Here is a 20,498-nt window from a genome sequence, read left to right as displayed (position 1 = left end):
AATCAGCATTCAGTTCGCGGGAAGTCCGGAAACTGTCACGAAGTCCGCATCCACAGAAATAATCGGCCTGAAATTGCCGCATTCGGCCCGCCCCGTTAGGCACTCGGCATGGCGATTTTGTCCGACCGCTGGATTCGTGAGCAGGCCCAGCACCATGCGATGATCGAACCGTTCGTCGAGGCGCAGCGACGCGAGAATTGCATCAGCTACGGCCTGTCGTCCTACGGCTACGACGCGCGCGTGGCGGATGAATTCAAGATCTTCACCAATGTCGATTCGGCGACCGTCGATCCGAAAGATTTCGCAAGCAACAGCTTCGTCGACCGCCAGACCGACGTATGCATCATCCCGCCCAACAGTTTCGCGCTGGCGCGGACGGTCGAGTATTTCCGGGTGCCACGCGACGTGCTGGTGATCTGCCTTGGCAAGTCGACCTACGCACGCTGCGGCATTATCGTGAACGTGACGCCGCTGGAGCCCGGTTGGGAAGGCCATGTGACGCTGGAATTTTCCAACACAACGCCGCTGCCGGCCAAGGTCTACGCCAATGAAGGCGCGTGCCAGTTCCTTTTCCTGCAGGGCAACGAGCCGTGCGAAGTCAGCTACGCCGACCGCGCCGGCAAATATATGGGCCAGAAGGGCGTCACCCTTCCCAAGCTGTGACAGTCGACGACGCTGAGGCCCTAGACGCGGCCGACCCGCTGGGATTTGCGAGCGCCCGCTTCCGGTTGCCGGACGGTGTCATTTATCTCGACGGCAATTCGCTTGGGGCCCTGCCTGCGATGACGCCGGCCGCGCTGGCGGACGTCGTAAATCGGCAGTGGGGCGGAGATCTGATCGCCAGTTGGAACGATCATAGCTGGATTGATTGGCCGATTCATGTCGCGGCCCGCCTGGCCCCTATCGTTGGAGCTCGTCCCGGCGAATTGGTGATTGCGGATTCCACAAGCGTGTCGCTGTTCAAGCTTCTGGCGGCAGCTGTGCAGGCACGGTCAGGACGAAGGACGATCGTCGTCCAACAGAGGGATTTTCCGACCGATCTCTACGTCGCCCGAGGTCTGGCATCGATGCTTGATTTGGAGGTCCGGGCAGTCGGTCCCGATGAGATTCTCGAGGCTATCAACGAAGACGTCGCGGCCGTCCTGATCTCGCATGTCGATTACCGGTCTGGCGTCGTCCACGACATGGCCGCCGTCAATGCGGCTGCCCATGCTTCGGGCTCGCTCGCGATCTGGGACCTGTCGCACAGCGCCGGCGCTATCGAGATCGACCTGATTGCAGCGGGCACCAGACTGGCAGTGGGATGCGGCTACAAATATCTGAACGGCGGTCCTGGCGCGCCAGCCTTCATGTTCGTCGACCGGGATCTTCAGGACGAACTTCGGTCGCCGCTGCAAGGCTGGATGGGTCACGCCGACCCCTTCGCCTTCGTCGACGACTACCGTCCTGCACCGGGCATCGCCAGATTTCTGACCGGTACGCCATCCATTCTCGCGCTGGCCGCTCTCGACGCCGGATTAGCTACGTTCGAGGGCATTGCCATGACCGCCCTTGCGGCAAAGTCACGGCAACTTTCGCAATTGTTCATCGACGCGGTGGAGGCCGGGTGCGGCAACGAGGTTCGCCTCGCTTCGCCGCGTGATCCAGCGCGGCGGGGCAGCCACGTCGTCTTTTCGCACTTCGAAGGTTATGCGGTCATGCAGGCGCTGATCGCCCGCGGCGTCATCGGCGATTTCCGCGCGCCGGACTTGATGCGGTTTGGCTTTGCGCCGCTCTATAATTCCTTTTCCGACGTTTTTCGGGCTGCCGAAATTCTCGCCGAAGTACTCAGTACCGGCGAGTGGGATGAGCCCCGCTTCAAAGCACGTTCGAAGGTCACCTGATCGTCGACCGGTTCCGCGAGGCATCGACGCTCCACGGTCCGGCGCCGGCTGCGGCGAGGTAGAGGAAGATGAAGCAATAGAGGATCGCCGCGTCACCCATGTTGTTGACCGGGAAGAAATCTTTCGGCGCATGCGCATACCAGTATGCGACCGCCATCGTCCCGGACGCCAGGAAGGCCGCGGGGCGGGTGAAAAGGCCGATCGTTATCAGGAAGCCGCAGAGCAACTCGATGATGCCGGCATAGGCTGCAAGGTTGTTCAGCGCCAAACCCATGCCTGCCATCTCGCCGGGCGGGAACGACAGAAATTTCTGCATGCCATGCTCAAGGAAGAGCAGGCCGACCATGATGCGCAGGATTGCATGGAGCTGCGGTTGCCAGCGTGAAAGCCAGGTGAATTCCATGGGTGCCGTGCCTCCAATTCGTTACGCATGCTTACCGGACAGGCCGGTGGCGGCAAGAAGGATCACGCGTGTGCCTTCTCCGCCAGCGCAACGTGCGCCGAATCTTCGGCGAGCAATCGTCGCGAACGGTGAATCATATCGACCCAGTCGTGGAAGGCGTGCGCCAGGTTGGTGATCAGCCCCTTCAGCGGCCCTTCCTTCAGGCAGCCGCTGTCATCGAAGCTGTCGTCGGTAACGTGGCCGAGATAGGCTTCCGGCTGCTGCATGACGGGCATGTTGAGGAACACGCAGGCCTGGCGGATCTGGTGGTTGGCGCCAAACCCGCCAATGCTTCCAGGCGAGGCGGTAACAATCGCCGCGGGCTTCTTGTCGAATACGCTCTGCCCATAAGGCCTCGACCCGATATCAATCGCGTTCTTGAGCACGCCGGGGATGCCGCGATTATATTCCGGGCTGACGAACAGCACGCCGTCAGCCGCCGCAATTTGTTCACGGAACCGGACGTACTGCTCCGGCGGATTGGCGTCATGATCCTGGTTGTAGAGCGGTAAGTCGCCGATCTCGATCATCGAGCAGTCGAGATTGTCTTTCAGCCCACAAATCGAGCGTGCGACCTTGCGGTTGATGCTGCCTTCGCGAAGGCTGCCGACGATAATCGCGATCTTGTAGGCCATGACGTTCTCCTGTGATGCACGCCCCAATCCGCCGGTCGAACGAAAGTTGCGCCTTTATCGCATACTGTTGACGACCGCGACGCAGACCATGACGATGATGAGCAGGCCGATGATCTTGAACACCGCGATCATCCGCGCACGCCGCATTTCCTCATAGGCTTTGAGATCGAGCCAGTAGCGGCCGGGCTCGATTTCATGGACGACGTTTTCATCCTTGAGTTGATCGAGGAAGCGCTGTTGGGCGAAGCGCGGCGTGTCGATCGCGATGGCCCGATCCGGGCTGAAGGCGTCCTTGTCGAAGAACTGCCGTTCGACCCGCCGGCGCGCCGCCGCAATTACCGCTGCCGCCGAGGTTGCCATTCGTCCTCCTATCGCCGGCGCGACTGATGCCGGATGTTGGGGGGCCGCCCCCTTTTGCCGGTCGCCCGCGTCCGGGCACGTCGAAGGGGTGCCCCGCCGCCGCCATAGCTGCCCTCCGGCAGTGCAAAGCGCAAGGAGCCGCTAACCGGATTGGCCTCCGCCAGGCGCAGCGTGAGCCGCTGGCCAACGCGATAGGTCTCACCGGTTTCGTCACCGACAAGCGCGCGCGAAGCTTCGTCGTAGCGAAAATATTCGCGGCCCAGATCCTTCGCGAAGATTAGCCCATCGCCGCCGAGGCCTTCGACGGCTGCGAAGAAACCGAACGGCTGCACGCCGGTGATCTTGCAGTCGACCAGTTGCCCGACGCGGTCGGAGAGATAGGCGGCGACGTACCGATCGATCGTCTCGCGTTCAGCCTCCATTGCTCGCCTTTCGAGCATCGAGATCTGTTCGCCGATTTGTTCAAAGCGTTCGTCCTCGCCCGGCGGCAAACCGCCATCGCCGAGCCGGTACGCGCTCACTAGCGCGCGGTGAATCAACAAATCCGCATAGCGGCGGATCGGTGAAGTGAAGTGAGCGTAGGTTGCTAAAGCCAGGCCGAAGTGCCCGAGCCGTTCCGGGCCGTAGCGCGCCTGCATCTGCGTGCGCAGCAGCTGCTCCATGATCTCTTCGCGGCCGTCGCCGTCTCCGACCCGCTCGATGATGCGGTTGAAGGTGACCGGTTTGACCACTTGCCCGAGGGTGAATTCGAGGCTGAACGTGGCGAGGTAGTCCTTCAGTGCAACCAGCTTCTCGCGACTGGGCGGCTCGTGAATCCGGTACATCACCGGCGCTTTCTTCGCTTCGAGCGCGCGCGCCGCCGCGACGTTCGCGGCGATCATGAAGTCCTCGACGAGACGATGCGCATCGAGCCGTTCGCGCGCATCGATCGAGGCGATGCGCCCCTTTTCATCCAGGACGACGCGGCGTTCGGGCAGATCGAGCTCCAGCGGATCGCGCCTGGTGCGCGCGGCAAATAAAGCACGCCAGCAGGCCCACAGCGGCTTGAGCGCGCCATCGACGAGCGACTGCGGCACACGCCCCGCAATTGGCGGCATGGCGCACGTCGGTGAACTGACCTCGACCCGCTCCTCGCCTGCGGCATCGATCGCCGCCTGCGCGTCTTCGTAGGCGATATTGGCCGCGATCCGCACCCGGGCGCGGCTGAAGCGCCAGCTTTTGATCTCACCGTCTTTCGAGATCTTGAGGTGGCACGCCATGGCAGCCCGGTCCTCGCCTTCCTTCAACGAGCAGATGTCGGCCGACAGCTCTTCCGGCAGCATCGGCACGACGCGATCGGGGAAATAGACGCTATTTCCCCGCGCCCGCGCTTCACGGTCGAGTTGGGAGCCGGGCCGGACGTAGAAGCTGACGTCGGCGATGGCGACGACCGCGTTCCAGCCCCCCTCCCCGTCCGACTCAGCCCAGATGGCGTCGTCGTGGTCGCGCGCGTCCTCGGGATCGATGGCGACGATGGGCAAGTGCGTCAGGTCCTCGCGGTCGCCGAGCGGTTGCCGAGCGACGCGGTGCGCCTCGTCGATCGCATCCTGCGCGAATTCGTGCCGCAGCCCGTGTTTGTGGATCGCGATCAGGCTGAAGCTGCGCGGCGCGAACGGATCGCCCAGCACCGCGTCGACCCGTGCCTGGGCGCGCGGTGGGCGGCCCGAGACTTCGCACAGGACGAGGTCGCCGACTTCGGCGTCCTTGAGGTCGGCGATTGCCAGTTCGCGCCGTTCGCGCTTGTCGACCGGCGACAGCCAGAAGCGCGTCCCTTCCTGCTTGACCACGCCCAGCACCAGCTCGGCCGAGCGCGCCAGCTTCTTCATTGGGTGAGCGACAAAGCCCTGCCCGCGCTCCTCCGTCCGCGAGAGGATGCGGTCGCCGATACCCAACGCGCCCTTTAGCCCGCGTTCCAGCACGCGGAGCCGCGGGGCCGGTGTTTCGGCATGCCATTGCTCGGGCACCGCCCAGACGGTGCCGCCATCGTCGACCGCCTGCACCCGCAGCACGGTGACTTTCGGGACGCCGCCAGATTGGTGGAAAGCACGCCCAGGCGAGCTGTCGATCAGCCCCTCGTCCGCCATGTCCTTGAGCAAGCGCTTGAAGTCGATCTTGACCTGCCCCGACAGGCCGAATGCCCGCGCGATCTCCCGCTTTCCCGCGGGTTGATCGGACGAGGCGATGAAATCGAGGATCTGCTTGCGGGAGGGAAGCCCTGCGGAGCGATGGCGCGGCATGGACGCTCTACGCTGTGCGGCTTCGGAGGTTGCAGGCGAAAAGGGTGTTCATCGGCGCCATGCTTAGCGGAGGAAGCGATCGTGGGGCATAATTTTCGAAGCGGTGGCGGTTCGTTCGTAGGGGCATTGTCCTGCTTGAAGACGCTTGGCAAAGCGGCCCCGGGGAGGACTGAAAATCGTGTTTGGTTGGAAGCCCGGGATCGGCGACCCGACGGTCTATGGGTGGGTAGTCGCGGCCGCGTACGCTTTAGGGGCGATCCTGTGCTGGCGCGCTTCAAAGCGTGGGCCGACTGGCGAGCGGCGCTTTTGGCTTTTTGCGACGGCGTTGCTGGCGTTCCTGGCGATCAACAAGCAGCTCGACCTGCAGACTTTGTTCACCGATGTCGCCAGAGCGATGGCGAAGGTTCAAGGCTGGTACGCCAATCGACGCGATTACCAGGAAGGTTTCATCGCCGGGCTTGCGGCAGCCTTCGCCGCGGTCGTCCTTATCCTCATGCTAAGATCTCGCCGCGACAGGCCGGTGGTCCGCGGCGCGGTGGTCGGTATCGCTCTTATCCTGCTGTTCGTCCTGGTGCGCGCCAGTTCCATTGACCGGATCGACTGGCTGCTCGCGCGGCATCTCGGCGGAATCAAGGTTAATCACACGCTGGAGCTCGCCAGTATCGCCGTCGTGGTCGCCTGCGCGTTTCTGGCGGGCCGCCCCTCCGGCCGCCGGCGCTGATCAGCGAAGCTGACTGTCTTTGCTGCCGCGACGGTTGATGGTCGAGTGAGCCACGGCCTTGTCGCGCTCCGACTGGCAGGCGATGCAGGTGCGGACGCCGGGCAGGGCTTCGCGCCGGCGCTTCGGAATCGGCTCTCCGCAATCGTCGCATTCCTCGGCGCTCTCGCCGTGCGGGGTGAGCGCGCGGGCGCGGAGCACGGCGTCTTTCACCGTATCGTCGATCTGATCCTGCACCGCGCCGTCGCGGGTCCATCCACCGGCCATGTCTCGCTCCTGGCTTCCTATGTGGGAGCCGCGGCCTCCGCCGACAACGCCGCCCGGCGGTGGAGCAGATGCTCGCGCCAGACGATGACGAGGCCGCTGGCGATAATGATCGGCGCGCCGATCCAGATCCAAGGCGTCGGCACTTCCGCGAACATCCAGGCGCCGAGCAGCAGCGCCCAGAGTAGGCTGGTGTAGTCCATCGGCATCACCAGCGCGACAGGCGCGAGGCGAAGTGCGCCGGTTAGCGTGAGCTGGGCGAGGCCGCCAGCGAGGGCGAGGGCGGCGAGCAGCAGCCAGGTGGCCGTGTCGTGAGTCCGGGCGAAGAATAGCATCGCGAGGCCGAGCGGAACGAGCGAGCTGAAGGCGAACCAGAAGACGGTCGTCGCTGCGCGCTCGGTCTTGCCGAGGCGGCGGATGACGATGGTGACCGAGGCGGTCAGCAGCGCTGCGACGAGCGCGACCGAGGCGCCGAGCAAGGGGACCTCGCCGCTGGTCGGTTGCACGATGATCAGGACACCGACGAAGCCCGCCGCGACGGCGCTCCAGCGCCAGCGGCCGGTCGGTTCGTGCAGGACGAGCGCGGCCAGCACGACTGCGAATATTGGGACCGAGAAGCCGATCGCCGTCGCTTCGGCCAGCGGAAGCAGGATGAAGGCGAGGAAGTTGAGGCCCATTGCCGCGACGCCGAGCGCCATGCGACCGACGTGCGCCCAGACGCGCTCGGTCTTGAGGGAGGCGAAGCCGGGGCCGGCGGCGACATAGCCCGCAGCGCAGAGCGCGGAGCCGCACTGGCGGTAGAACAGGCTCTCCACGACGTTAACGCCGCGCGAGGCGACCAGCTTCACCAGCGCGAACATGATCGCCAGCAGCAACGCCGTCAGCAGCCGCAGCGCGATGCCCGCGAGCGGTCGCTGTTCGGCGGGCCGGTCGCTTTCCCGCGCTACCTGTTTCGCCATTATTTCTTGGGCGGCGCCACGAATGGCTTGAATGTGCCGCCCGGAACTGCCGAGGCGACGGGGCTTTCGAACCCGTCCGTGCTGACGGACGAGACGCCGAATACCCAGTCGTCGACACGGATGTGAGGAAGAACGGCTCTGCAACTTGGCGGGACGAAAGCGACCGTAGCAGAGGAGGGTGAAACGTAACCTTCGGCGGCGCCTGAGTGCTCTCCGGACCCGCATTTGCCTTCTCGCGAAACCTCCCACCGATTGCCATCGGTTCGGCGCCACCACACCCGGTACGATGCCGCTGCCGGGACCGCCTGCCAGGTCAGGGTCGTATCGGTGCTGACCGCACCTTCGACCTTCGGCTCGGGGGGCGGCGGGGCGCTGGCGATGCTCGCGAGCGCGGCAACGTTCAGCTTGGCCATCTTGGCGAGATAGGCGAAGTCGACGTGGTCGATGGTGTCGCCGTAGCGCTTGCCGTTTTCGGTCCTAAGGTCCTGGTGCTGCCAGTCGTAATTCTCGATCGCGACGCTGATCCGCGCGGCGGGATAGCCCATTTCGAGGAACGGAATGTGGTCGCCGCCGCGGCCGAAGCGGTCGGTGCGCCAGATCTGGCGGACGTCGAGGCCGATTTTCAGCCGGTCGGCGAGGCTGTCGAGGTAGCGCGAGAGGTTGCGCGACGGCGCGTCATTCTCCCCGCCGAGGCTGTGCGTCTGCGCGGCGAGATCGCTTTGTCCCTGCGAGCGCGGCCCTTCCGACAGCACCCGCGCATGGGTGGCGTCGCACAGGCCGTCCGACGAGCAGCTGTTGCCAATGATGTCGTTGTTGAGGACCGCGACGACGTTCCAGCCCTGCGCCTTCGCGTAATTGGCCAGCACCTTGCCGCCCATCAGCCCCTGCTCCTCGCCCGACAGCGCGGCGTAGACGATGGTGCCGGGGAACTTGCGCTTGGAGAGGACGCGCGCCGCCTCGATCACCGCGGCGGTGCCCGAGCCGTCGTCGTTGGCGCCTGGGGCGTCGGAGGTGAAGTTCATCACGTCGGTGACACGGCTGTCGATGTGGCCCTGGATGATGACAACGTCGTTGGGCCGCTCGGTCCCCGTCTGGATCGCGACCATGTCGCAGATGCGAGTCGGCGTCGGCACGCGCTGGTTGGTCATCACCTCGCACGGGCGGACGGTCGGCAGGCCCAAGCTCCTGAAGCGTCCCTCGGTCCAGTTGAGCGCCGCGCCGATGCCGCGCTTGGGATCGGTCTGCGACGATAGCGTGTGGCGCGTGCCGAAGCCGACCAGCGCGGTGATCGTGCTCCGCAGCTCGGCCTGGCTGACTGGCGCGGCGATGGCGCGCAGTTTCGCATCGACGGACGGCGGCGGTGCGGCGCCCATCAGCAACAGGCCAAGAACGGCGAATTGACGCATCGCGAGTCTCCCTCTCCTCAGGCTGGCAACTGGCATTTGACCGGCAGCGGGTCTAGTGGCCGCGGCAATTCACCAGTCACGACGAGGACGCGTACACCCATGCTTCGCAGCATCGACCATTTCATCGGCGGTTCCAGCTTCGCTTCGGGCGAGCGTCAGTCTGACGTGTTCGACCCCAATCAGGGACAGCCGCAGGCGCAGGTCCGGCTCGGCTCGTCCGCCGACCTGCAGAAGGCCGTCGATGCCGCCAAGGCCGCGCAGCCGGCGTGGGCCGCGACCAATCCGCAGAAGCGGGCGCGGGTCATGTTCAAGTTCAAGGAATTGGTCGAAGCGAACATGCAGGAGCTCGCCGAGCTCTTGTCGAGCGAGCATGGCAAGGTCGTCGCCGACGCCAAGGGTGACGTTCAGCGAGGCCTCGAGGTCATCGAATTCTGCTGCGGCATTCCGCAAGCCCTGAAGGGCGAATATACGGTCGGCGCGGGACCTGGGATCGACGTCTATTCGATGCGCCAGCCGCTCGGCATCGGCGCGGGCATCACGCCGTTCAATTTCCCCGCGATGATCCCGATGTGGATGTTTGGCATGGCGATCGCCTGCGGCAATGCGTTCGTGCTGAAGCCGTCGGAGCGCGACCCGAGCGTCCCCGTCCGCCTAGCCGAGCTGATGCAGGAAGCGGGCTTGCCCGACGGCGTGCTCAACGTCGTCCATGGCGACAAGGAAATGGTCGACGCGATCCTCGATCATCCGGACATCGCGGCGGTCAGCTTCGTCGGGTCGAGCGACATCGCGCAGTACATCTATTCGCGCGGCACGGCGAACAACAAGCGGGTGCAGGCCTTCGGCGGGGCCAAGAACCACGGCATCGTCATGCCCGACGCCGACCTCGACCAGGTGGTCAACGATCTCGCCGGCGCCGCGTTCGGCTCGGCGGGCGAGCGCTGCATGGCGCTGCCGGTCGTTGTTCCGGTCGGCGACGAGACGGCCGAGCGACTTCGCGAGAAGCTGATCCCGGCCATCGCCGGCCTGCGCGTCGGCGTTTCGACCGACCCGGAAGCCCATTACGGGCCGGTGGTGAGCAAGGCGCACAAGGAGCGGATCGAAAACTACATCCAGATGGGCATCGACGAGGGCGCCGAGCTGGTCGTCGACGGCCGCGGCTTCTCGCTGCAGGGGCATGAGGACGGCTTCTTCGTCGGCCCGACCCTGTTCGACCACGTGAAGCCGAGCATGAAGAGCTACCAGGACGAAATCTTCGGCCCGGTTCTGCAGATCGTCCGCGCCGCCGACTTCGAGGAAGCGGTACGCCTGCCTAGCGAGCATGACTATGGCAACGGCGTGGCCATCTTCACCCGCAACGGCCACGCCGCCCGCGAATTCGTCAGCCGCGTCAATGTCGGCATGGTCGGCGTCAACGTGCCGATCCCGGTGCCGGTGAGCTACCACAGCTTCGGCGGCTGGAAGCGCTCGGGCTTCGGCGACATCGGCCAGTACGGGATGGAAGGCCTGCGTTTCTGGACGAAGAACAAGGTCGTCACGCAGCGCTGGCCCGATGGCGGCAGCAACGGCGACAGCGCCTTCATCATCCCGACCTTCGGCTAGGTCTGAGCTGTCCCGGCGCGGGCCGCTGCAACCAGCGCCCGTGCCGGTTGTTCTAGGGGGGTGATCCGAGTCCCCTTCATTTCCTGCGTCGCCTTCCTCGCCATCGTTGCGTGCAGCCGCAACGATCCGGTCGACGAGACCGCCAACAACACCGCAGGCCTGCCCGACATCAACGTCCAGGCGCCCAGCGCGGCCGGCGAGCCGCATGCCGATACGAGACCGGCAACATCCGCGCCCGCCGCCCAGGCTGCGCTCCCTGCCGCGATGCAGGGCCGGTGGGGCCTGACGCCCGCGGACTGCGAGCCGGGACGCGCCGATGCGAAGGGTCTCATGACCATCTCCGCGAGCGACCTGAAGTTCTACGAGTCGCGGGCAGTGCCGGGTGGCGACGTGCAGACGAGCCCGCAGATCGTCAGCGGCAATTTCCACTTCACCGGCGAGGGCCAGGCCTGGACCCGATACGAGGCGATCAAGGTCGACGGCCAGAAGCTGATCCGCACCGAGTCCAATCCAACGGCGAGCTTCACTTATGCCAAATGCGTCTAGGCTAACCGCGCTCGCGCTGGCTGCCCTGCTGGCGGCCTGCGGCAAGAAGGCGGAAGATCGGGCGAGCGACCAGAATATCGCCATGGAAGACAATCTGACGACCGGCCTGCCTGCCAATGCGGATATCGAAACGCTGCCGCCCGACGAAAGCAGCGGCACTTCGCCGGAAGAGCTGAACGCTGGCGAGGACAATCCGGACGTCAATGACCTCGGCAACGGCAATTAGCGGGAGGACGGCATGAAGCTCTACTATTCGCCCGGGGCGTGTTCGCAGGCGCCGCACATTTTGCTGCACGAGATTGGCGCTGCGCAGGAGTCCGTACGGGTCGATTTACGAGCGAAGACGCTTGAAGACGGCAGCGACTATCTCGCCGTCAACGCCAAGGGCGCGGTGCCGGCGCTCGAGCTTGAAAGCGGTGAGGTGCTCACCGAGAACGCCGTGATCCTGCAGTTCCTCGGCGACCGCACCAACTGGCCGGAGGTCCTGCCGCCGCTCGGCGACTTCCGCCGCTATCGCGTGCTGGAAGCGGTCAATTTCATCACGACCGAACTGCACAAGCGTTTCGGCTTTTTGTTCAACCGCGAAGCCACGGACGAGATGAAGCAGCTGGTGATCAAGGATCTCGGCAAGAAGCTCGACTACGTGAACGAGAGGCTGGGCGACGGGCCTTTCATGTTCGGAGAGGAGCTGACGCTGCCCGATCCTTATTTGTTCGTCATCACAGGCTGGGCGGAGAAGATGCTCGGCGGTCTCGATCGCTGGCCGAACCTGAAGGCGTTTCGCGCGCGGATGATGAAGCGCCCCTCGGTTCAGCAGGTGCTGCGTCTGGAAGGCTTGCTGGAACGCGAACCCGCGGGCTAGAGCGCCCGCCGATGACCCAATTCGATCTGACCGACGACCAGCTCCAGATCCAGGAGATGGCGCGCAAGTTCACGGCCGACGCCATCACCCCCAACGCCGCCGAGTGGGACGAGAAGCACATCTTCCCGCGCGACACTATCCGTGAGGCGGCGGAACTCGGCTTCGGGTCGATCTACGTCAGCGAGGAGAGCGGCGGCATCGGCCTCGGCCGGCTGGAAGCCGCGCTGATCATGGAAGCCATGGCCTATGGCTGCCCTTCCACCAGCGCCTTCATCTCGATCCACAACATGGCGAGCTGGATGATCGACCGCTTCGGCTCGGCCGAGGTGAAGCAGAAGTATCTGCCGTCGATGATCACCATGGAGCGGATGGGCAGTTACTGCCTGACCGAGCCGTCGTCGGGGTCGGACGCTGCGGCGCTCAAGACCAAGGCGGTGCTGGACGGCGACCATTATGTCGTCAGCGGGTCCAAGGCCTTCATTTCGGGGGGCGGCGAGAACGAGGTCTATGTGACCATGGTCCGCACCGGCGAGGAAGGCCCCAAGGGCATTTCCTGCCTGGTCATCGACAGGGGCATGAAGGGCGTCAGCTTCGGCGCGCAGGAGAAGAAGCTCGGCTGGCACTCGCAGCCGACCGCGCAGGTCAATTTCGACGAGGTCCGCGTGCCCGTAGCCAACCGCGTCGGCGGCGAGGGCGAAGGCTTTCGGATTGCAATGATGGGACTCGACGGCGGGCGGCTGAATATCGGCGCCTGCTCACTGGGCGGCGCGCAGCGCTGCCTCGACGAGGCCGTCAAATATACGAAGGAGCGCAAGCAGTTCGGCACGCCCATCGCCGACTTCCAGGCGACGCAGTTCACGCTGGCCGACATGGAGACCGAGCTGCAGGCCTCGCGTTACCTGCTCTATGTTGCTGCGGCGAAGGTGACCGCCAATGCGTCGGACAAGACGCGCTTTGCCGCGATGGCGAAGCGCCTAGCGACCGACACCGGCTCGTCGGTGGTCGATCGCGCGCTGCAGCTGCACGGCGGCTACGGCTATTTGCAGGATTATCCGATCGAGCGCTTCTGGCGCGACCTGCGCGTCCATTCGATCCTGGAAGGCACCAACCAGATCATGCGGGTGATCGTCAGCCGCGACATGCTGCGCCAGTAGCATGGCCAGCCGCAAGCCGACGCTCCCGTTCGACCCGTTCGCGCTCGCCCAGGCGGCGGGCGAGACGGCGCTGGGTTTTGCGACCCGACCGACCGAGCTGCTCAATGTCCAGCTGAACGCCGCCAGGCAGTGGGGCGACTTCTGGACCAACGCCCTGTCGGGCAAGCCGACGGAAAAGCCGCGGGACCGTCGCTTCTCCGCTGCCGAGTGGCAGGACGATCCTTATTATCGCGCCATCCGCGATGCCTATCTGCTGGCGTCGAAGCAGTTGCGCGACACGGTCGAGACGACGACCGGTGACACCTCGCAAGGCGCGATGGCGCGCTTCATGCTCGATCAGTATCTGAACGCGATCGCGCCCACGAACTTCGCGGCGACCAATCCCGAGGTCGTAAAGCGGACGAAGGAAACGGGGGGCCAGAACCTCGTCCAGGGCTTCGCGCACCTGATGGAGGATATCGGCAGCGGCAAGGGTATCGTCCAGCGCCGCACCGATCCCAACGCGTTCCAGAAGGGCGAGACGATCGCCGCGACGCCGGGCGCCGTCGTGTTCGAGAACGACCTGTTCCAGCTGATCCAATACACGCCGACGACCGAGAAGGTTGCTGCAGAGCCGCTGCTTTACGTGCCGCCGCTGGTGAACCGCTTCTACATGATCGACCTCGTCCCGCGGCAGAGCCTGGTAAAGTGGCTGGTCGACGAGGGCCGCACCGTGTTCGTCATCAGCTGGGTCAATCCAGGCAACGCGCACAAGGACAAGGACGTCGGCAGCTATGTCGTCGAAGGCATCGTCGAGGCAATCGGCGCCGTCCGCGAGCGCACCAGCGCTGCGCCCGACCTGTTCTCTTTCTGCCTTGGCGGAACGCTGGCGGCGATCGCGCTCGCCTATCTGGCGGCGAAGGGGCGCGGAAACGAGGTTAACAGTGCCACCCTGATCGGGTCGCTCGTCGACTTCTCCGACATGCGCGACTGGGCCGCGTTCGTGCACGAGAGCCATTTATCGGCGCTCGAGGACCATCTCGATGAGCAAGGCTATGTCGACAGCCTGGAGCTGCAGCGCCTGTTCGCGGCGATGCGGGCGAACGATCTGATCTGGTCGTCGGTGGTGAACCATTATCTGCTCGACCGCCCTGCCCCGCCGTCCGACTTGCTCTACTGGTTCGAGGATGGTGCACGGATCCCCGCCGCGTTCCTCAAGAGCTACAATCGGGACCTGCTGCTCGACAACAAGCTGAAGGACCCCGCGGGGTTTGAGGTCGAAGGCACGCCAATCGATCTCGGCGCGATCGAGACGCCGATGTTCGTCATCGCGCTCAAGGACGATCACGTGTCGGCGTGGGACGCGGTCTATCGCGGCGCGCGCCACCTCGGCGCCGACTTCGTGCTTGGCGGGTCCGGGCATAACGCTGGGGTCATCAACCCGCCGGCCGCCAACAAGCATGGGTTCTGGACCGGCGATGACCAGCCTGCGGACGCGAAGGATTGGCTCGAAGTTGCGCAGCACCACGAAGGCAGCTGGTGGCCGTGGTGGACCCAGTGGCTGAGCGCGCACGGGAGCAAGAAAAGCGTAGCCGCGCGTCAGCCGGAGAACCGCATCGAGCCGGCCCCCGGCCGCTATGCGATGATGCCCTGATGGATATGCCGGTGACCAACCAGGACATGCTGACATTCAAGCAAGGGCTCGCCGGGCGTTTGCGGCTCAACCGGCCGCGCGCGTTGCACAGCCTCAACCGCCAAATGGTCCGCGACATGGCGAACGCGCTCATCGAATGGCGCGACGACCCGGACGTCCGCATCATCCTGATCGATCATGCGGAAGGGCGCGGTTTCTGCGCCGGCGGCGACGTGGTGGGGATCAGCCAGGATGTCGAAGGCCATGAAGCGGCCGCGCGCGCCTTCTTCTTCGACGAATATCGGCTCAACCACCTCGAATATACCTACGCCAAGCCGGGCGTCGCCTTCATGGACGGGGTCACGATGGGCGGCGGCGTGGGCATCGCCTGCCCCTGCCGCTATCGCATCGCGACCGAGCGAACGGTGCTGGCGATGCCCGAGACGACGATCGGCATCTTCCCCGACGTCGGCGGCGGTCGGTATCTGTCGCGGCTGCGCGGGCGCCTGGCACAATTCCTTGCGCTCACGGGTGCGCGATTGGACGGCGCGGAGTGCCTGCGGCTGCGGCTCGCGACGCACTATCTGCCTTCGGACCGGCTCGAAGAAGCCAAGGAACGCATGATCGAGCAGCCGTTCCGGGTGCAGGCCGTCCTCGACGAGCTCAGCGAGGAATATGTCCCCGAAGCCCGCATCATGGGAAATCTGCAAAAGATCGACCGCTATTTCGCGTCCGACCGGCTGGAGGACATTCTCGACGCGCTCGACGGCGGGGCGGCGGAAGGAGATGCCTGGGCGGAGAAGGAAGCCGCGACCATCCGCGGCAAGTCGCCGATGGCCTGCAAGGTCAGCCTGCGGCTGCTCCAGGAAAGCCCGTATCAGCTGCATTTCGTCGACGAGATGCGGATGGAGTATGGCATCATGGTCCGCCTGATCCACCATCCGGATTTCAAGGAAGGCGTGCGCGCGCTCCTGATCGACAAGGACAACAAGCCCAATTGGCGACCGGCGCGGCCCGAGGTGATCGGCGACCGCGACGTCAAAGCCTTTTTCGAGCCGCTGCCGACCGAGGAGCAGTGGCGTCCGTTCGATTTCTAGGGAGCGACGATGAGTTACGAGACGGTTCTAGTCGAGCGGCGGGGTGCTGTGACTTTGGTCACGCTCAACCGCCCGCAGGCACTGAATGCCCTCAACAGCCAGGTGCTGAAGGATCTGATCGACGTATTCGCCGACTATGACGCCGACGCCGGGCAACGCTGTCTGGTGCTGACGGGAAGCGGCGACAAGGCCTTTGCGGCCGGGGCCGACATCAAAGAAATGCAGCCCCAAGGGTTCGCCGACATGTATTCCGCGAACTTCTTCGCCGGATGGGAACAGGTGACGCGCACCCGCAAGCCGTGGATCGCGGCGGTGAACGGCTTCGCGCTTGGCGGGGGCTGCGAAGTCGCGATGATGGCCGATTTTATTATTGCCGCCGACACCGCCAAATTCGGTCAGCCGGAAATCAAGCTCGGTGTCACGCCGGGAATGGGCGGATCGCAGCGGCTGACGCTGGCGGTCGGCAAGGCCAAGGCCATGGAAATGTGCCTGACCGGGCGGATGATGGACGCCGCCGAGGCCGAGAGCTCAGGTTTGGTTGCCAAGGTCGTGCCCGCCGCCGAACTGCTGGACGAGGCGCTCAAGGTCGCCGAACAGATTGCCGGCATGGCTCCCCTGGCGGCGGTCGCGACCAAGGAAATGGTCAACGCAACGTTCGAAATGCCGCTGGGCCAAGGCATCAATTTCGAGCGCCGCCTGTTCCACGGCCTTTTCGGGACTGAGGATCAGAAGGAAGGCATGGCCGCCTTCGTCGAGAAGCGGCCGGGCAATTGGAAGGGTCGTTAAAGCATGGCGAAGATTGCGTTCATCGGCTTGGGTCACATGGGTGGTGGGATGGCGCCGAACCTCGCCAAGGCCGGCCATGAGGTTGGCGCGTTCGACCTCGTTCCCGAGGCGGTGCACAAAGCGATGGAAGCCGGTTGCAGCGCCGCAGCGTCGGCGGCTGACGCGGTTAAGGACGCGGATGTTGTCATCACCATGCTCCCGGCGGCCAAGCATGTGCGCGCCGTCTACAACGACGATGTCGCGCCGAATGCCAAGCGAGGCGCATTGCTGATCGATTGCTCAACCATCGACGTGGACAGCGCCCGCGACGTTGGTGCGCAGATGGCGGCCAAGGGTTTCGACTTCCTAGATGCGCCAGTGTCCGGCGGCATCGCCGCGGCCGCGGCGGGGCAGCTAGCCCTGATGGTCGGCGGCACTGACGAGCAATTCGAGCGCGCAAAGCCTTTCCTCGAGCCGATGGCCAAGGCCGTAATTCACGCAGGCCAGCTCGGCGCCGGCCAGGCGGCGAAAATCTGCAACAACATGATCCTCGGCGCGACGATGGTCGCGACCTGCGAGGCTTTCGTGCTGGCGCAGAAGCTCGGCCTCGACCCGCAGGTATTCTTCGACATTTCGTCCAAGGCGTCCGGCCAGAGCTGGTCGATGACTAGCTATGCCCCCGTCCCCGGCGTCGGTCCGGAAACGCCGGCCGACCGCGATTACGAGGGCGGTTTCGCGGCGGCGTTGATGCTCAAGGACCTAAAGCTCGCCGCCGATGCGGCCCGGAGCGTCGGCGCCTACACGCCGATGGGCGCGGAAGCCGAGGAGCTATACCAGCGCTTCGTGGACCGCGGCGGCGCCAACAAGGATTTTTCCGGCATCATCAAAATGATCGACGACAGCTGGAAAGTCCCCCAAGACTAAGGCTGTTTCTTACGAGGAGTGCCCATGCGCATCGTTCCGATTGCAGTTGCAACCCTTGCGGCGATCGCCGCGACGGCCGGTGTCGCCGCGGTTAGCGGCACCAAGGCCAAGCAAATTGCGCATGAGCGCCACGAAGGCATGGAGAATATCGGCAAGCAGTTCAAAGCGCTTCGCCGCGAGTTCGATTCGCCGGCGCCGAATGCCGCGGCGGTGAAGGCGTCGGCCGATCAGGTCGCTTCGCTTGCCGCCAAATCCTCAACCTGGTTTGCCAAGGGCAGCGGACCCGAAGTCGGCAAGAATGGCGCAAAGCCCGAAATCTGGCAGAACTGGCCCGACTTCGTCGCGAAGAACCGCGCCTTCCAGCAATCGGCACAGGCGTTCAAAGCCATTGCGGCGAAGGGCGACTTGACGGCAGCGAAGGCCAGCTACGGCGACCTCGCCGGTACCTGCAAGGCCTGTCATGACAAGTATCGTGCGGAGATGAAGCACTGAGCGCTAAGCGGCAGCCGGTCTGGGATCTTCCGGTCCGGCTCGTCCACTGGCTCCTCGCCGCGCTGATCGCCTTTAGCTGGTGGTCGGCGGAATATCATCACGGCGACTGGCACATCTGGTCGGGTTGCGGCGTGCTCACGCTGCTGATCTTTCGCTTGCTGTGGGGCTTCGTCGGCAGCTCGACGGCTCGCTTCGCGAGCTTCGTCCGCGGACCCAGGGCGATCGCCGGCTATTTGCGCGGCAGCTGGGATGGCATCGGGCACAATCCACTCGGCGCGATCAGCGTGCTGGCCTTGCTCGGAGCCACTGCCGTCCAGGTAGGACTTGGGCTCATCGCGGAGGACGAGGATGGGATCGTCACGGGTCCCCTTTACAAGCTCGTCAGCGTCGAGACGTCGGACTGGGCGCGGGAACTACATGAGGGCTGGTTCTATGTCCTGCTCGCGCTGATCGTCCTCCATCTGGCAGCGATCGTCTTTTATCATGTGCGCGGTCGCAGACTGTTGCCGGCAATGCTTAGTGGGCGCAGCGATGTGGACGCCAACCTGCCCGTCATGCGCCCGGGAAAGTGGTGGGTGGCCGTTGTCTGCCTGCTCATCGCAATCGGCATCACGCGCTGGGTGATTGCCGGCGCCCCGCCATTCAGTGGTTGATTGACCAACCGTCGATGACCACATCGCCAGCATGTTGATTCGCACCGAGCAAACGCCAAACCCCGCCACCCGCAAGTTCCTCCCGGGACAGGCCGTCATGGACAACGGCACCCGTGATTTCGCGGATACCGAGAGCGCCGAGGCATCGCCGCTCGCCCGGGCCTTGTTCGACAGCGGGATGGTTGAGGGCGTGTTCTACGGGAGCGACTTCGTGTCAGTTACCGCCGCGCCCGGCGTTTCGTGGACCGATCTCGAGCCGCTGGTGCTGGAAACCCTGCTCGATCATTTTGTCACGGGTGCGCCCCTGTTCGCGGCGGGGTCGGCGGCAGCAATCCACGTCGACGCGGACTTCGAGGAAGACCCCGCCGATGCGGATATCGTCGACCAGATCAAGGAACTGATCGAAACGCGTGTGCGTCCCGCCGTTGCTCAGGACGGTGGCGACATCGTCTACAAGGGCTATCGTGACGGCCACCTGTACCTGTCGATGCATGGCGCCTGCGCGGGCTGCCCTTCATCGACCATTACGCTCAAGCGCGGGATCGAGAGCCTGATCCGCCATTACGTGCCTGAAGTCGAAAGCGTCGAAGCCGTCTGAGCTTTTGCAGGGGTTGCAGCGATGACGCGCTTGTGACCACTATCACGCCACCAATGCTGCTCGCTTTCGACACGTCCAGCGCCGCCTGCACCGTTGCCCTGTTCGACGGCGAAGGACGCTGCGTGGCATCGGCCGATGAAGTGATCGGACGCGGACACGCCGAGCGGTTGATGCCGCTGATTGCCGAGGTCATGGGAGGTCGAGCGGCGACGCACATTCTGGTCGGCGTGGGCCCGGGGAGTTTTACCGGCATCCGCGTCGCCATCGCGGCGGCTCATGGGTTAGCGATCGGGTGGAACGCTCATCTTGCAGGAATGAGCTCGCTGGCGCTGATTGCAGCCGGTGCAGCAACTGACGAGCAAGTCGCCGCCGCCGTGCTTGGTGGCCACGGGGAAATCTTCGTGCAGCAATTCAACGGCGAAACCCTGGCCCCGACCACGGAAGTCGTTAACGCGCAGCCCGCCGATGCCGGCCAAGTGACCAGCGCTCCTCTGGTTCTCGGGTCAGGCGCGGGGGCTCTTGTCAGCGCGAGGGGGTTTGGCTCATCGCGCGAGGCTTGGCCCGCCGCCGCCAATGCCCTGAGACTGCCTACGGAGTTGCGCACGCTCAATCCTCGACCTGTATACGCTCGCGCGCCCGACGCGCGCCTGCCGGCCGCCGCCTGATGGCCACCGTCGAAAGCGACGTCCGGATCAACGAGGGAACTTCGGCGGATCTGGACGCGGTGATGACCGTGATGGAAGCCGCATTCGGGAGAACCTACGGCGAGGCCTGGACCCGCTCGCAACTTGCGGGGATCCTGCCCATGACCGGTGTGTCCCTAAGCGTCGCCTGCGATATGCGCGATCATCAGATCGTCGGCTTCGCGTTGGACCGGCGCGTTGCCGACGAAGCCGAATTGCTCTTGCTTGCCGTCTTGCCCGAGCGTCATCGCCGCGGCGTCGGCCGCAACCTGCTTGAAGATTTTCTGGCGCGCTCCAGGAATTGCGGCTTGAGCAAAGTGCATCTGGAAGTCCGCGACGGTAATCCAGCGACGGTCATGTATCGTCAGGGCGGCTTCGAAGCGGTTGGCCGCCGCCGCAATTATTATCATTCGCCGGGCGGCGAACGCCACGACGCGATTACGCTTGCTTTACAACTTTAGTTAAACTTTCGAAACTCTCCTTAGCACTCGCCGTCCATTGCTAAGAACTGCCGTATTCATTATCCTGAACATTGTGCTGTTAGTTAATTACTGGACAGCCTCTGCTCGG

24 protein-coding genes are annotated in these 20,498 nt (G+C 64.6%); 17 read left to right on the top strand and 7 right to left on the bottom strand.

Features of this window, described 5'->3' with window-relative positions; genetic code table 11:
* Nucleotides 1–108: 108 nt before the first annotated feature.
* Nucleotides 109–663: a dCTP deaminase gene (dcd, locus tag QU596_RS12625; protein ID WP_308515940.1), complete on the top strand. Its 555-nt coding sequence runs from the start codon at nucleotides 109–111 to the stop codon at nucleotides 661–663.
* Nucleotides 660–1,883: a kynureninase gene (kynU, locus tag QU596_RS12620; RefSeq protein ID WP_308515939.1), complete on the top strand. Its 1,224-nt coding sequence runs from the start codon at nucleotides 660–662 to the stop codon at nucleotides 1,881–1,883. Before dcd ends, kynU begins: the two co-directional genes overlap by 4 nt.
* On the opposite strand, the gene QU596_RS12615 is transcribed toward kynU, so the two are convergent.
* From QU596_RS12615 to QU596_RS12600, 4 genes are all read right to left on the bottom strand, one after another.
* Entirely contained in the window at nucleotides 1,876–2,286 is a 411-nt protein-coding gene (locus QU596_RS12615) for a DoxX family protein (RefSeq protein WP_308515938.1), read from the bottom strand. The two genes, kynU and QU596_RS12615, sit on opposite strands and share 8 nt — an antisense overlap.
* A 62-nt stretch (nucleotides 2,287–2,348) precedes the next feature.
* Nucleotides 2,349–2,960 (bottom strand): NADPH-dependent FMN reductase, encoded by a 612-nt coding sequence (locus QU596_RS12610; RefSeq protein WP_308515937.1) that lies wholly within the window; start codon nucleotides 2,958–2,960, stop codon nucleotides 2,349–2,351.
* Nucleotides 2,961–3,014: 54 nt separating this feature from the next.
* Entirely contained in the window at nucleotides 3,015–3,320 is a 306-nt protein-coding gene (locus tag QU596_RS12605) for a hypothetical protein (RefSeq protein WP_308515936.1), read from the bottom strand.
* Between the two features lie 8 nt (nucleotides 3,321–3,328).
* The gene (locus tag QU596_RS12600) at nucleotides 3,329–5,596 is read right to left on the bottom strand and encodes a ribonuclease R family protein (RefSeq protein WP_308515935.1); all 2,268 of its coding nucleotides are present in this window, start codon (nucleotides 5,594–5,596) and stop codon (nucleotides 3,329–3,331) included.
* Between the two features lie 178 nt (nucleotides 5,597–5,774).
* Between QU596_RS12600 and QU596_RS12595 the strand changes: the two genes are divergently transcribed.
* Nucleotides 5,775–6,317 (top strand): hypothetical protein, encoded by a 543-nt coding sequence (locus QU596_RS12595; RefSeq protein WP_308515934.1) that lies wholly within the window; start codon nucleotides 5,775–5,777, stop codon nucleotides 6,315–6,317.
* Here the strand turns inward: QU596_RS12595 and QU596_RS12590 are convergent, their stop codons facing one another.
* Genes QU596_RS12590 through QU596_RS12580 form a run of 3 tightly spaced genes read right to left on the bottom strand, consistent with a single transcriptional unit; the run spans nucleotide 6,318 to nucleotide 8,943 of the window.
* Nucleotides 6,318–6,581, bottom strand: a complete 264-nt coding sequence (locus tag QU596_RS12590; protein WP_308515932.1) for a DksA/TraR family C4-type zinc finger protein — start codon at nucleotides 6,579–6,581, stop codon at nucleotides 6,318–6,320. It abuts the gene before it with no gap.
* Between the two features lie 17 nt (nucleotides 6,582–6,598).
* Complete coding sequence (locus QU596_RS12585; protein ID WP_308515931.1) at nucleotides 6,599–7,537, bottom strand: DMT family transporter; 939 nt, start codon at nucleotides 7,535–7,537, stop codon at nucleotides 6,599–6,601.
* Nucleotides 7,537–8,943: a M20/M25/M40 family metallo-hydrolase gene (locus QU596_RS12580; protein WP_308515930.1), complete on the bottom strand. Its 1,407-nt coding sequence runs from the start codon at nucleotides 8,941–8,943 to the stop codon at nucleotides 7,537–7,539. Before QU596_RS12580 ends, QU596_RS12585 begins: the two co-directional genes overlap by 1 nt.
* A gap of 99 nt (nucleotides 8,944–9,042) precedes the next feature.
* On the opposite strand from QU596_RS12580, the gene QU596_RS12575 reads away from it, so the two are divergent.
* The 14 genes from QU596_RS12575 to QU596_RS12510 are packed head-to-tail and all read left to right on the top strand — an operon-like array spanning nucleotide 9,043 to nucleotide 20,389.
* Nucleotides 9,043–10,542 (top strand): CoA-acylating methylmalonate-semialdehyde dehydrogenase, encoded by a 1,500-nt coding sequence (locus tag QU596_RS12575; protein WP_308515929.1) that lies wholly within the window; start codon nucleotides 9,043–9,045, stop codon nucleotides 10,540–10,542.
* 60 nt (nucleotides 10,543–10,602) lie between these two features.
* A complete protein-coding gene (locus QU596_RS12570; RefSeq protein ID WP_308515928.1) occupies nucleotides 10,603–11,088 on the top strand; it encodes a hypothetical protein in 486 nt (161 codons plus the stop codon).
* Nucleotides 11,072–11,314, top strand: a complete 243-nt coding sequence (locus QU596_RS12565; RefSeq protein WP_308515927.1) for a hypothetical protein — start codon at nucleotides 11,072–11,074, stop codon at nucleotides 11,312–11,314. The genes QU596_RS12570 and QU596_RS12565 overlap by 17 nt, the downstream gene beginning before the upstream one ends.
* Nucleotides 11,315–11,326: 12 nt before the next feature.
* Complete coding sequence (gene gstA, locus QU596_RS12560) at nucleotides 11,327–11,950, top strand: glutathione transferase GstA (RefSeq protein WP_308515926.1); 624 nt, start codon at nucleotides 11,327–11,329, stop codon at nucleotides 11,948–11,950.
* 11 nt (nucleotides 11,951–11,961) lie between these two features.
* The gene (locus QU596_RS12555; protein WP_308515925.1) at nucleotides 11,962–13,104 is read left to right on the top strand and encodes an acyl-CoA dehydrogenase family protein; all 1,143 of its coding nucleotides are present in this window, start codon (nucleotides 11,962–11,964) and stop codon (nucleotides 13,102–13,104) included.
* A 1-nt stretch (nucleotide 13,105) separates the two neighbouring features.
* The gene (locus QU596_RS12550) at nucleotides 13,106–14,737 is read left to right on the top strand and encodes a PHA/PHB synthase family protein (RefSeq protein WP_308515924.1); all 1,632 of its coding nucleotides are present in this window, start codon (nucleotides 13,106–13,108) and stop codon (nucleotides 14,735–14,737) included.
* Nucleotides 14,737–15,813, top strand: coding sequence for an enoyl-CoA hydratase/isomerase family protein (locus tag QU596_RS12545; protein WP_308515923.1), 1,077 nt, complete (start codon nucleotides 14,737–14,739; stop codon nucleotides 15,811–15,813). The genes QU596_RS12550 and QU596_RS12545 overlap by 1 nt, the downstream gene beginning before the upstream one ends.
* A gap of 9 nt (nucleotides 15,814–15,822) precedes the next feature.
* Nucleotides 15,823–16,599: an enoyl-CoA hydratase gene (locus QU596_RS12540; protein WP_308515922.1), complete on the top strand. Its 777-nt coding sequence runs from the start codon at nucleotides 15,823–15,825 to the stop codon at nucleotides 16,597–16,599.
* A 3-nt stretch (nucleotides 16,600–16,602) separates the two neighbouring features.
* A complete protein-coding gene (mmsB, locus tag QU596_RS12535; RefSeq protein WP_308515921.1) occupies nucleotides 16,603–17,502 on the top strand; it encodes a 3-hydroxyisobutyrate dehydrogenase in 900 nt (299 codons plus the stop codon).
* Nucleotides 17,503–17,526: 24 nt separating this feature from the next.
* Complete coding sequence (locus QU596_RS12530) at nucleotides 17,527–17,994, top strand: c-type cytochrome (protein ID WP_308515920.1); 468 nt, start codon at nucleotides 17,527–17,529, stop codon at nucleotides 17,992–17,994.
* Entirely contained in the window at nucleotides 17,991–18,647 is a 657-nt protein-coding gene (locus tag QU596_RS12525; RefSeq protein WP_308517998.1) for a cytochrome b/b6 domain-containing protein, read from the top strand. Before QU596_RS12530 ends, QU596_RS12525 begins: the two co-directional genes overlap by 4 nt.
* 31 nt (nucleotides 18,648–18,678) lie before the next feature.
* On the top strand, nucleotides 18,679–19,245 hold the full coding sequence (locus QU596_RS12520) for a NifU family protein (protein WP_308515919.1): 567 nt from the start codon (nucleotides 18,679–18,681) through the stop codon (nucleotides 19,243–19,245).
* Nucleotides 19,246–19,277: 32 nt separating this feature from the next.
* A complete protein-coding gene (tsaB, locus tag QU596_RS12515; RefSeq protein ID WP_308515918.1) occupies nucleotides 19,278–19,910 on the top strand; it encodes a tRNA (adenosine(37)-N6)-threonylcarbamoyltransferase complex dimerization subunit type 1 TsaB in 633 nt (210 codons plus the stop codon).
* On the top strand, nucleotides 19,910–20,389 hold the full coding sequence (locus tag QU596_RS12510) for a GNAT family N-acetyltransferase (RefSeq protein WP_308515916.1): 480 nt from the start codon (nucleotides 19,910–19,912) through the stop codon (nucleotides 20,387–20,389). Before tsaB ends, QU596_RS12510 begins: the two co-directional genes overlap by 1 nt.
* Nucleotides 20,390–20,498: the final 109 nt, after the last annotated feature.

This window comes from Sphingomonas flavescens (genome assembly GCF_030866745.1).
GTDB lineage: Bacteria > Pseudomonadota > Alphaproteobacteria > Sphingomonadales > Sphingomonadaceae > Sphingomicrobium > Sphingomicrobium flavescens.
The sequence above is the reverse complement of the archived record's forward strand: the minus strand, read 5'-3'. Positions and strand labels throughout refer to the sequence as shown.

Coding starts and splice junctions, on each gene's coding strand:
- dcd (WP_308515940.1), top strand. CDS start 109: ATGGCGATTTTGTCCGACCGCTGGATTCGTGAGCAGGCCCAGCACCAT.
- QU596_RS12615 (WP_308515938.1), bottom strand. CDS start 2,286: ATGGAATTCACCTGGCTTTCACGCTGGCAACCGCAGCTCCATGCAATC.
- QU596_RS12610 (WP_308515937.1), bottom strand. CDS start 2,960: ATGGCCTACAAGATCGCGATTATCGTCGGCAGCCTTCGCGAAGGCAGC.
- QU596_RS12605 (WP_308515936.1), bottom strand. CDS start 3,320: ATGGCAACCTCGGCGGCAGCGGTAATTGCGGCGGCGCGCCGGCGGGTC.
- QU596_RS12600 (WP_308515935.1), bottom strand. CDS start 5,596: ATGCCGCGCCATCGCTCCGCAGGGCTTCCCTCCCGCAAGCAGATCCTC.
- QU596_RS12590 (WP_308515932.1), bottom strand. CDS start 6,581: ATGGCCGGTGGATGGACCCGCGACGGCGCGGTGCAGGATCAGATCGAC.
- QU596_RS12585 (WP_308515931.1), bottom strand. CDS start 7,537: ATGGCGAAACAGGTAGCGCGGGAAAGCGACCGGCCCGCCGAACAGCGA.
- QU596_RS12580 (WP_308515930.1), bottom strand. CDS start 8,943: ATGCGTCAATTCGCCGTTCTTGGCCTGTTGCTGATGGGCGCCGCACCG.
- QU596_RS12575 (WP_308515929.1), top strand. CDS start 9,043: ATGCTTCGCAGCATCGACCATTTCATCGGCGGTTCCAGCTTCGCTTCG.
- QU596_RS12565 (WP_308515927.1), top strand. CDS start 11,072: ATGCCAAATGCGTCTAGGCTAACCGCGCTCGCGCTGGCTGCCCTGCTG.
- gstA (WP_308515926.1), top strand. CDS start 11,327: ATGAAGCTCTACTATTCGCCCGGGGCGTGTTCGCAGGCGCCGCACATT.
- QU596_RS12555 (WP_308515925.1), top strand. CDS start 11,962: ATGACCCAATTCGATCTGACCGACGACCAGCTCCAGATCCAGGAGATG.
- QU596_RS12550 (WP_308515924.1), top strand. CDS start 13,106: ATGGCCAGCCGCAAGCCGACGCTCCCGTTCGACCCGTTCGCGCTCGCC.
- QU596_RS12545 (WP_308515923.1), top strand. CDS start 14,737: ATGGATATGCCGGTGACCAACCAGGACATGCTGACATTCAAGCAAGGG.
- QU596_RS12540 (WP_308515922.1), top strand. CDS start 15,823: ATGAGTTACGAGACGGTTCTAGTCGAGCGGCGGGGTGCTGTGACTTTG.
- mmsB (WP_308515921.1), top strand. CDS start 16,603: ATGGCGAAGATTGCGTTCATCGGCTTGGGTCACATGGGTGGTGGGATG.
- QU596_RS12530 (WP_308515920.1), top strand. CDS start 17,527: ATGCGCATCGTTCCGATTGCAGTTGCAACCCTTGCGGCGATCGCCGCG.
- QU596_RS12520 (WP_308515919.1), top strand. CDS start 18,679: ATGTTGATTCGCACCGAGCAAACGCCAAACCCCGCCACCCGCAAGTTC.
- QU596_RS12510 (WP_308515916.1), top strand. CDS start 19,910: ATGGCCACCGTCGAAAGCGACGTCCGGATCAACGAGGGAACTTCGGCG.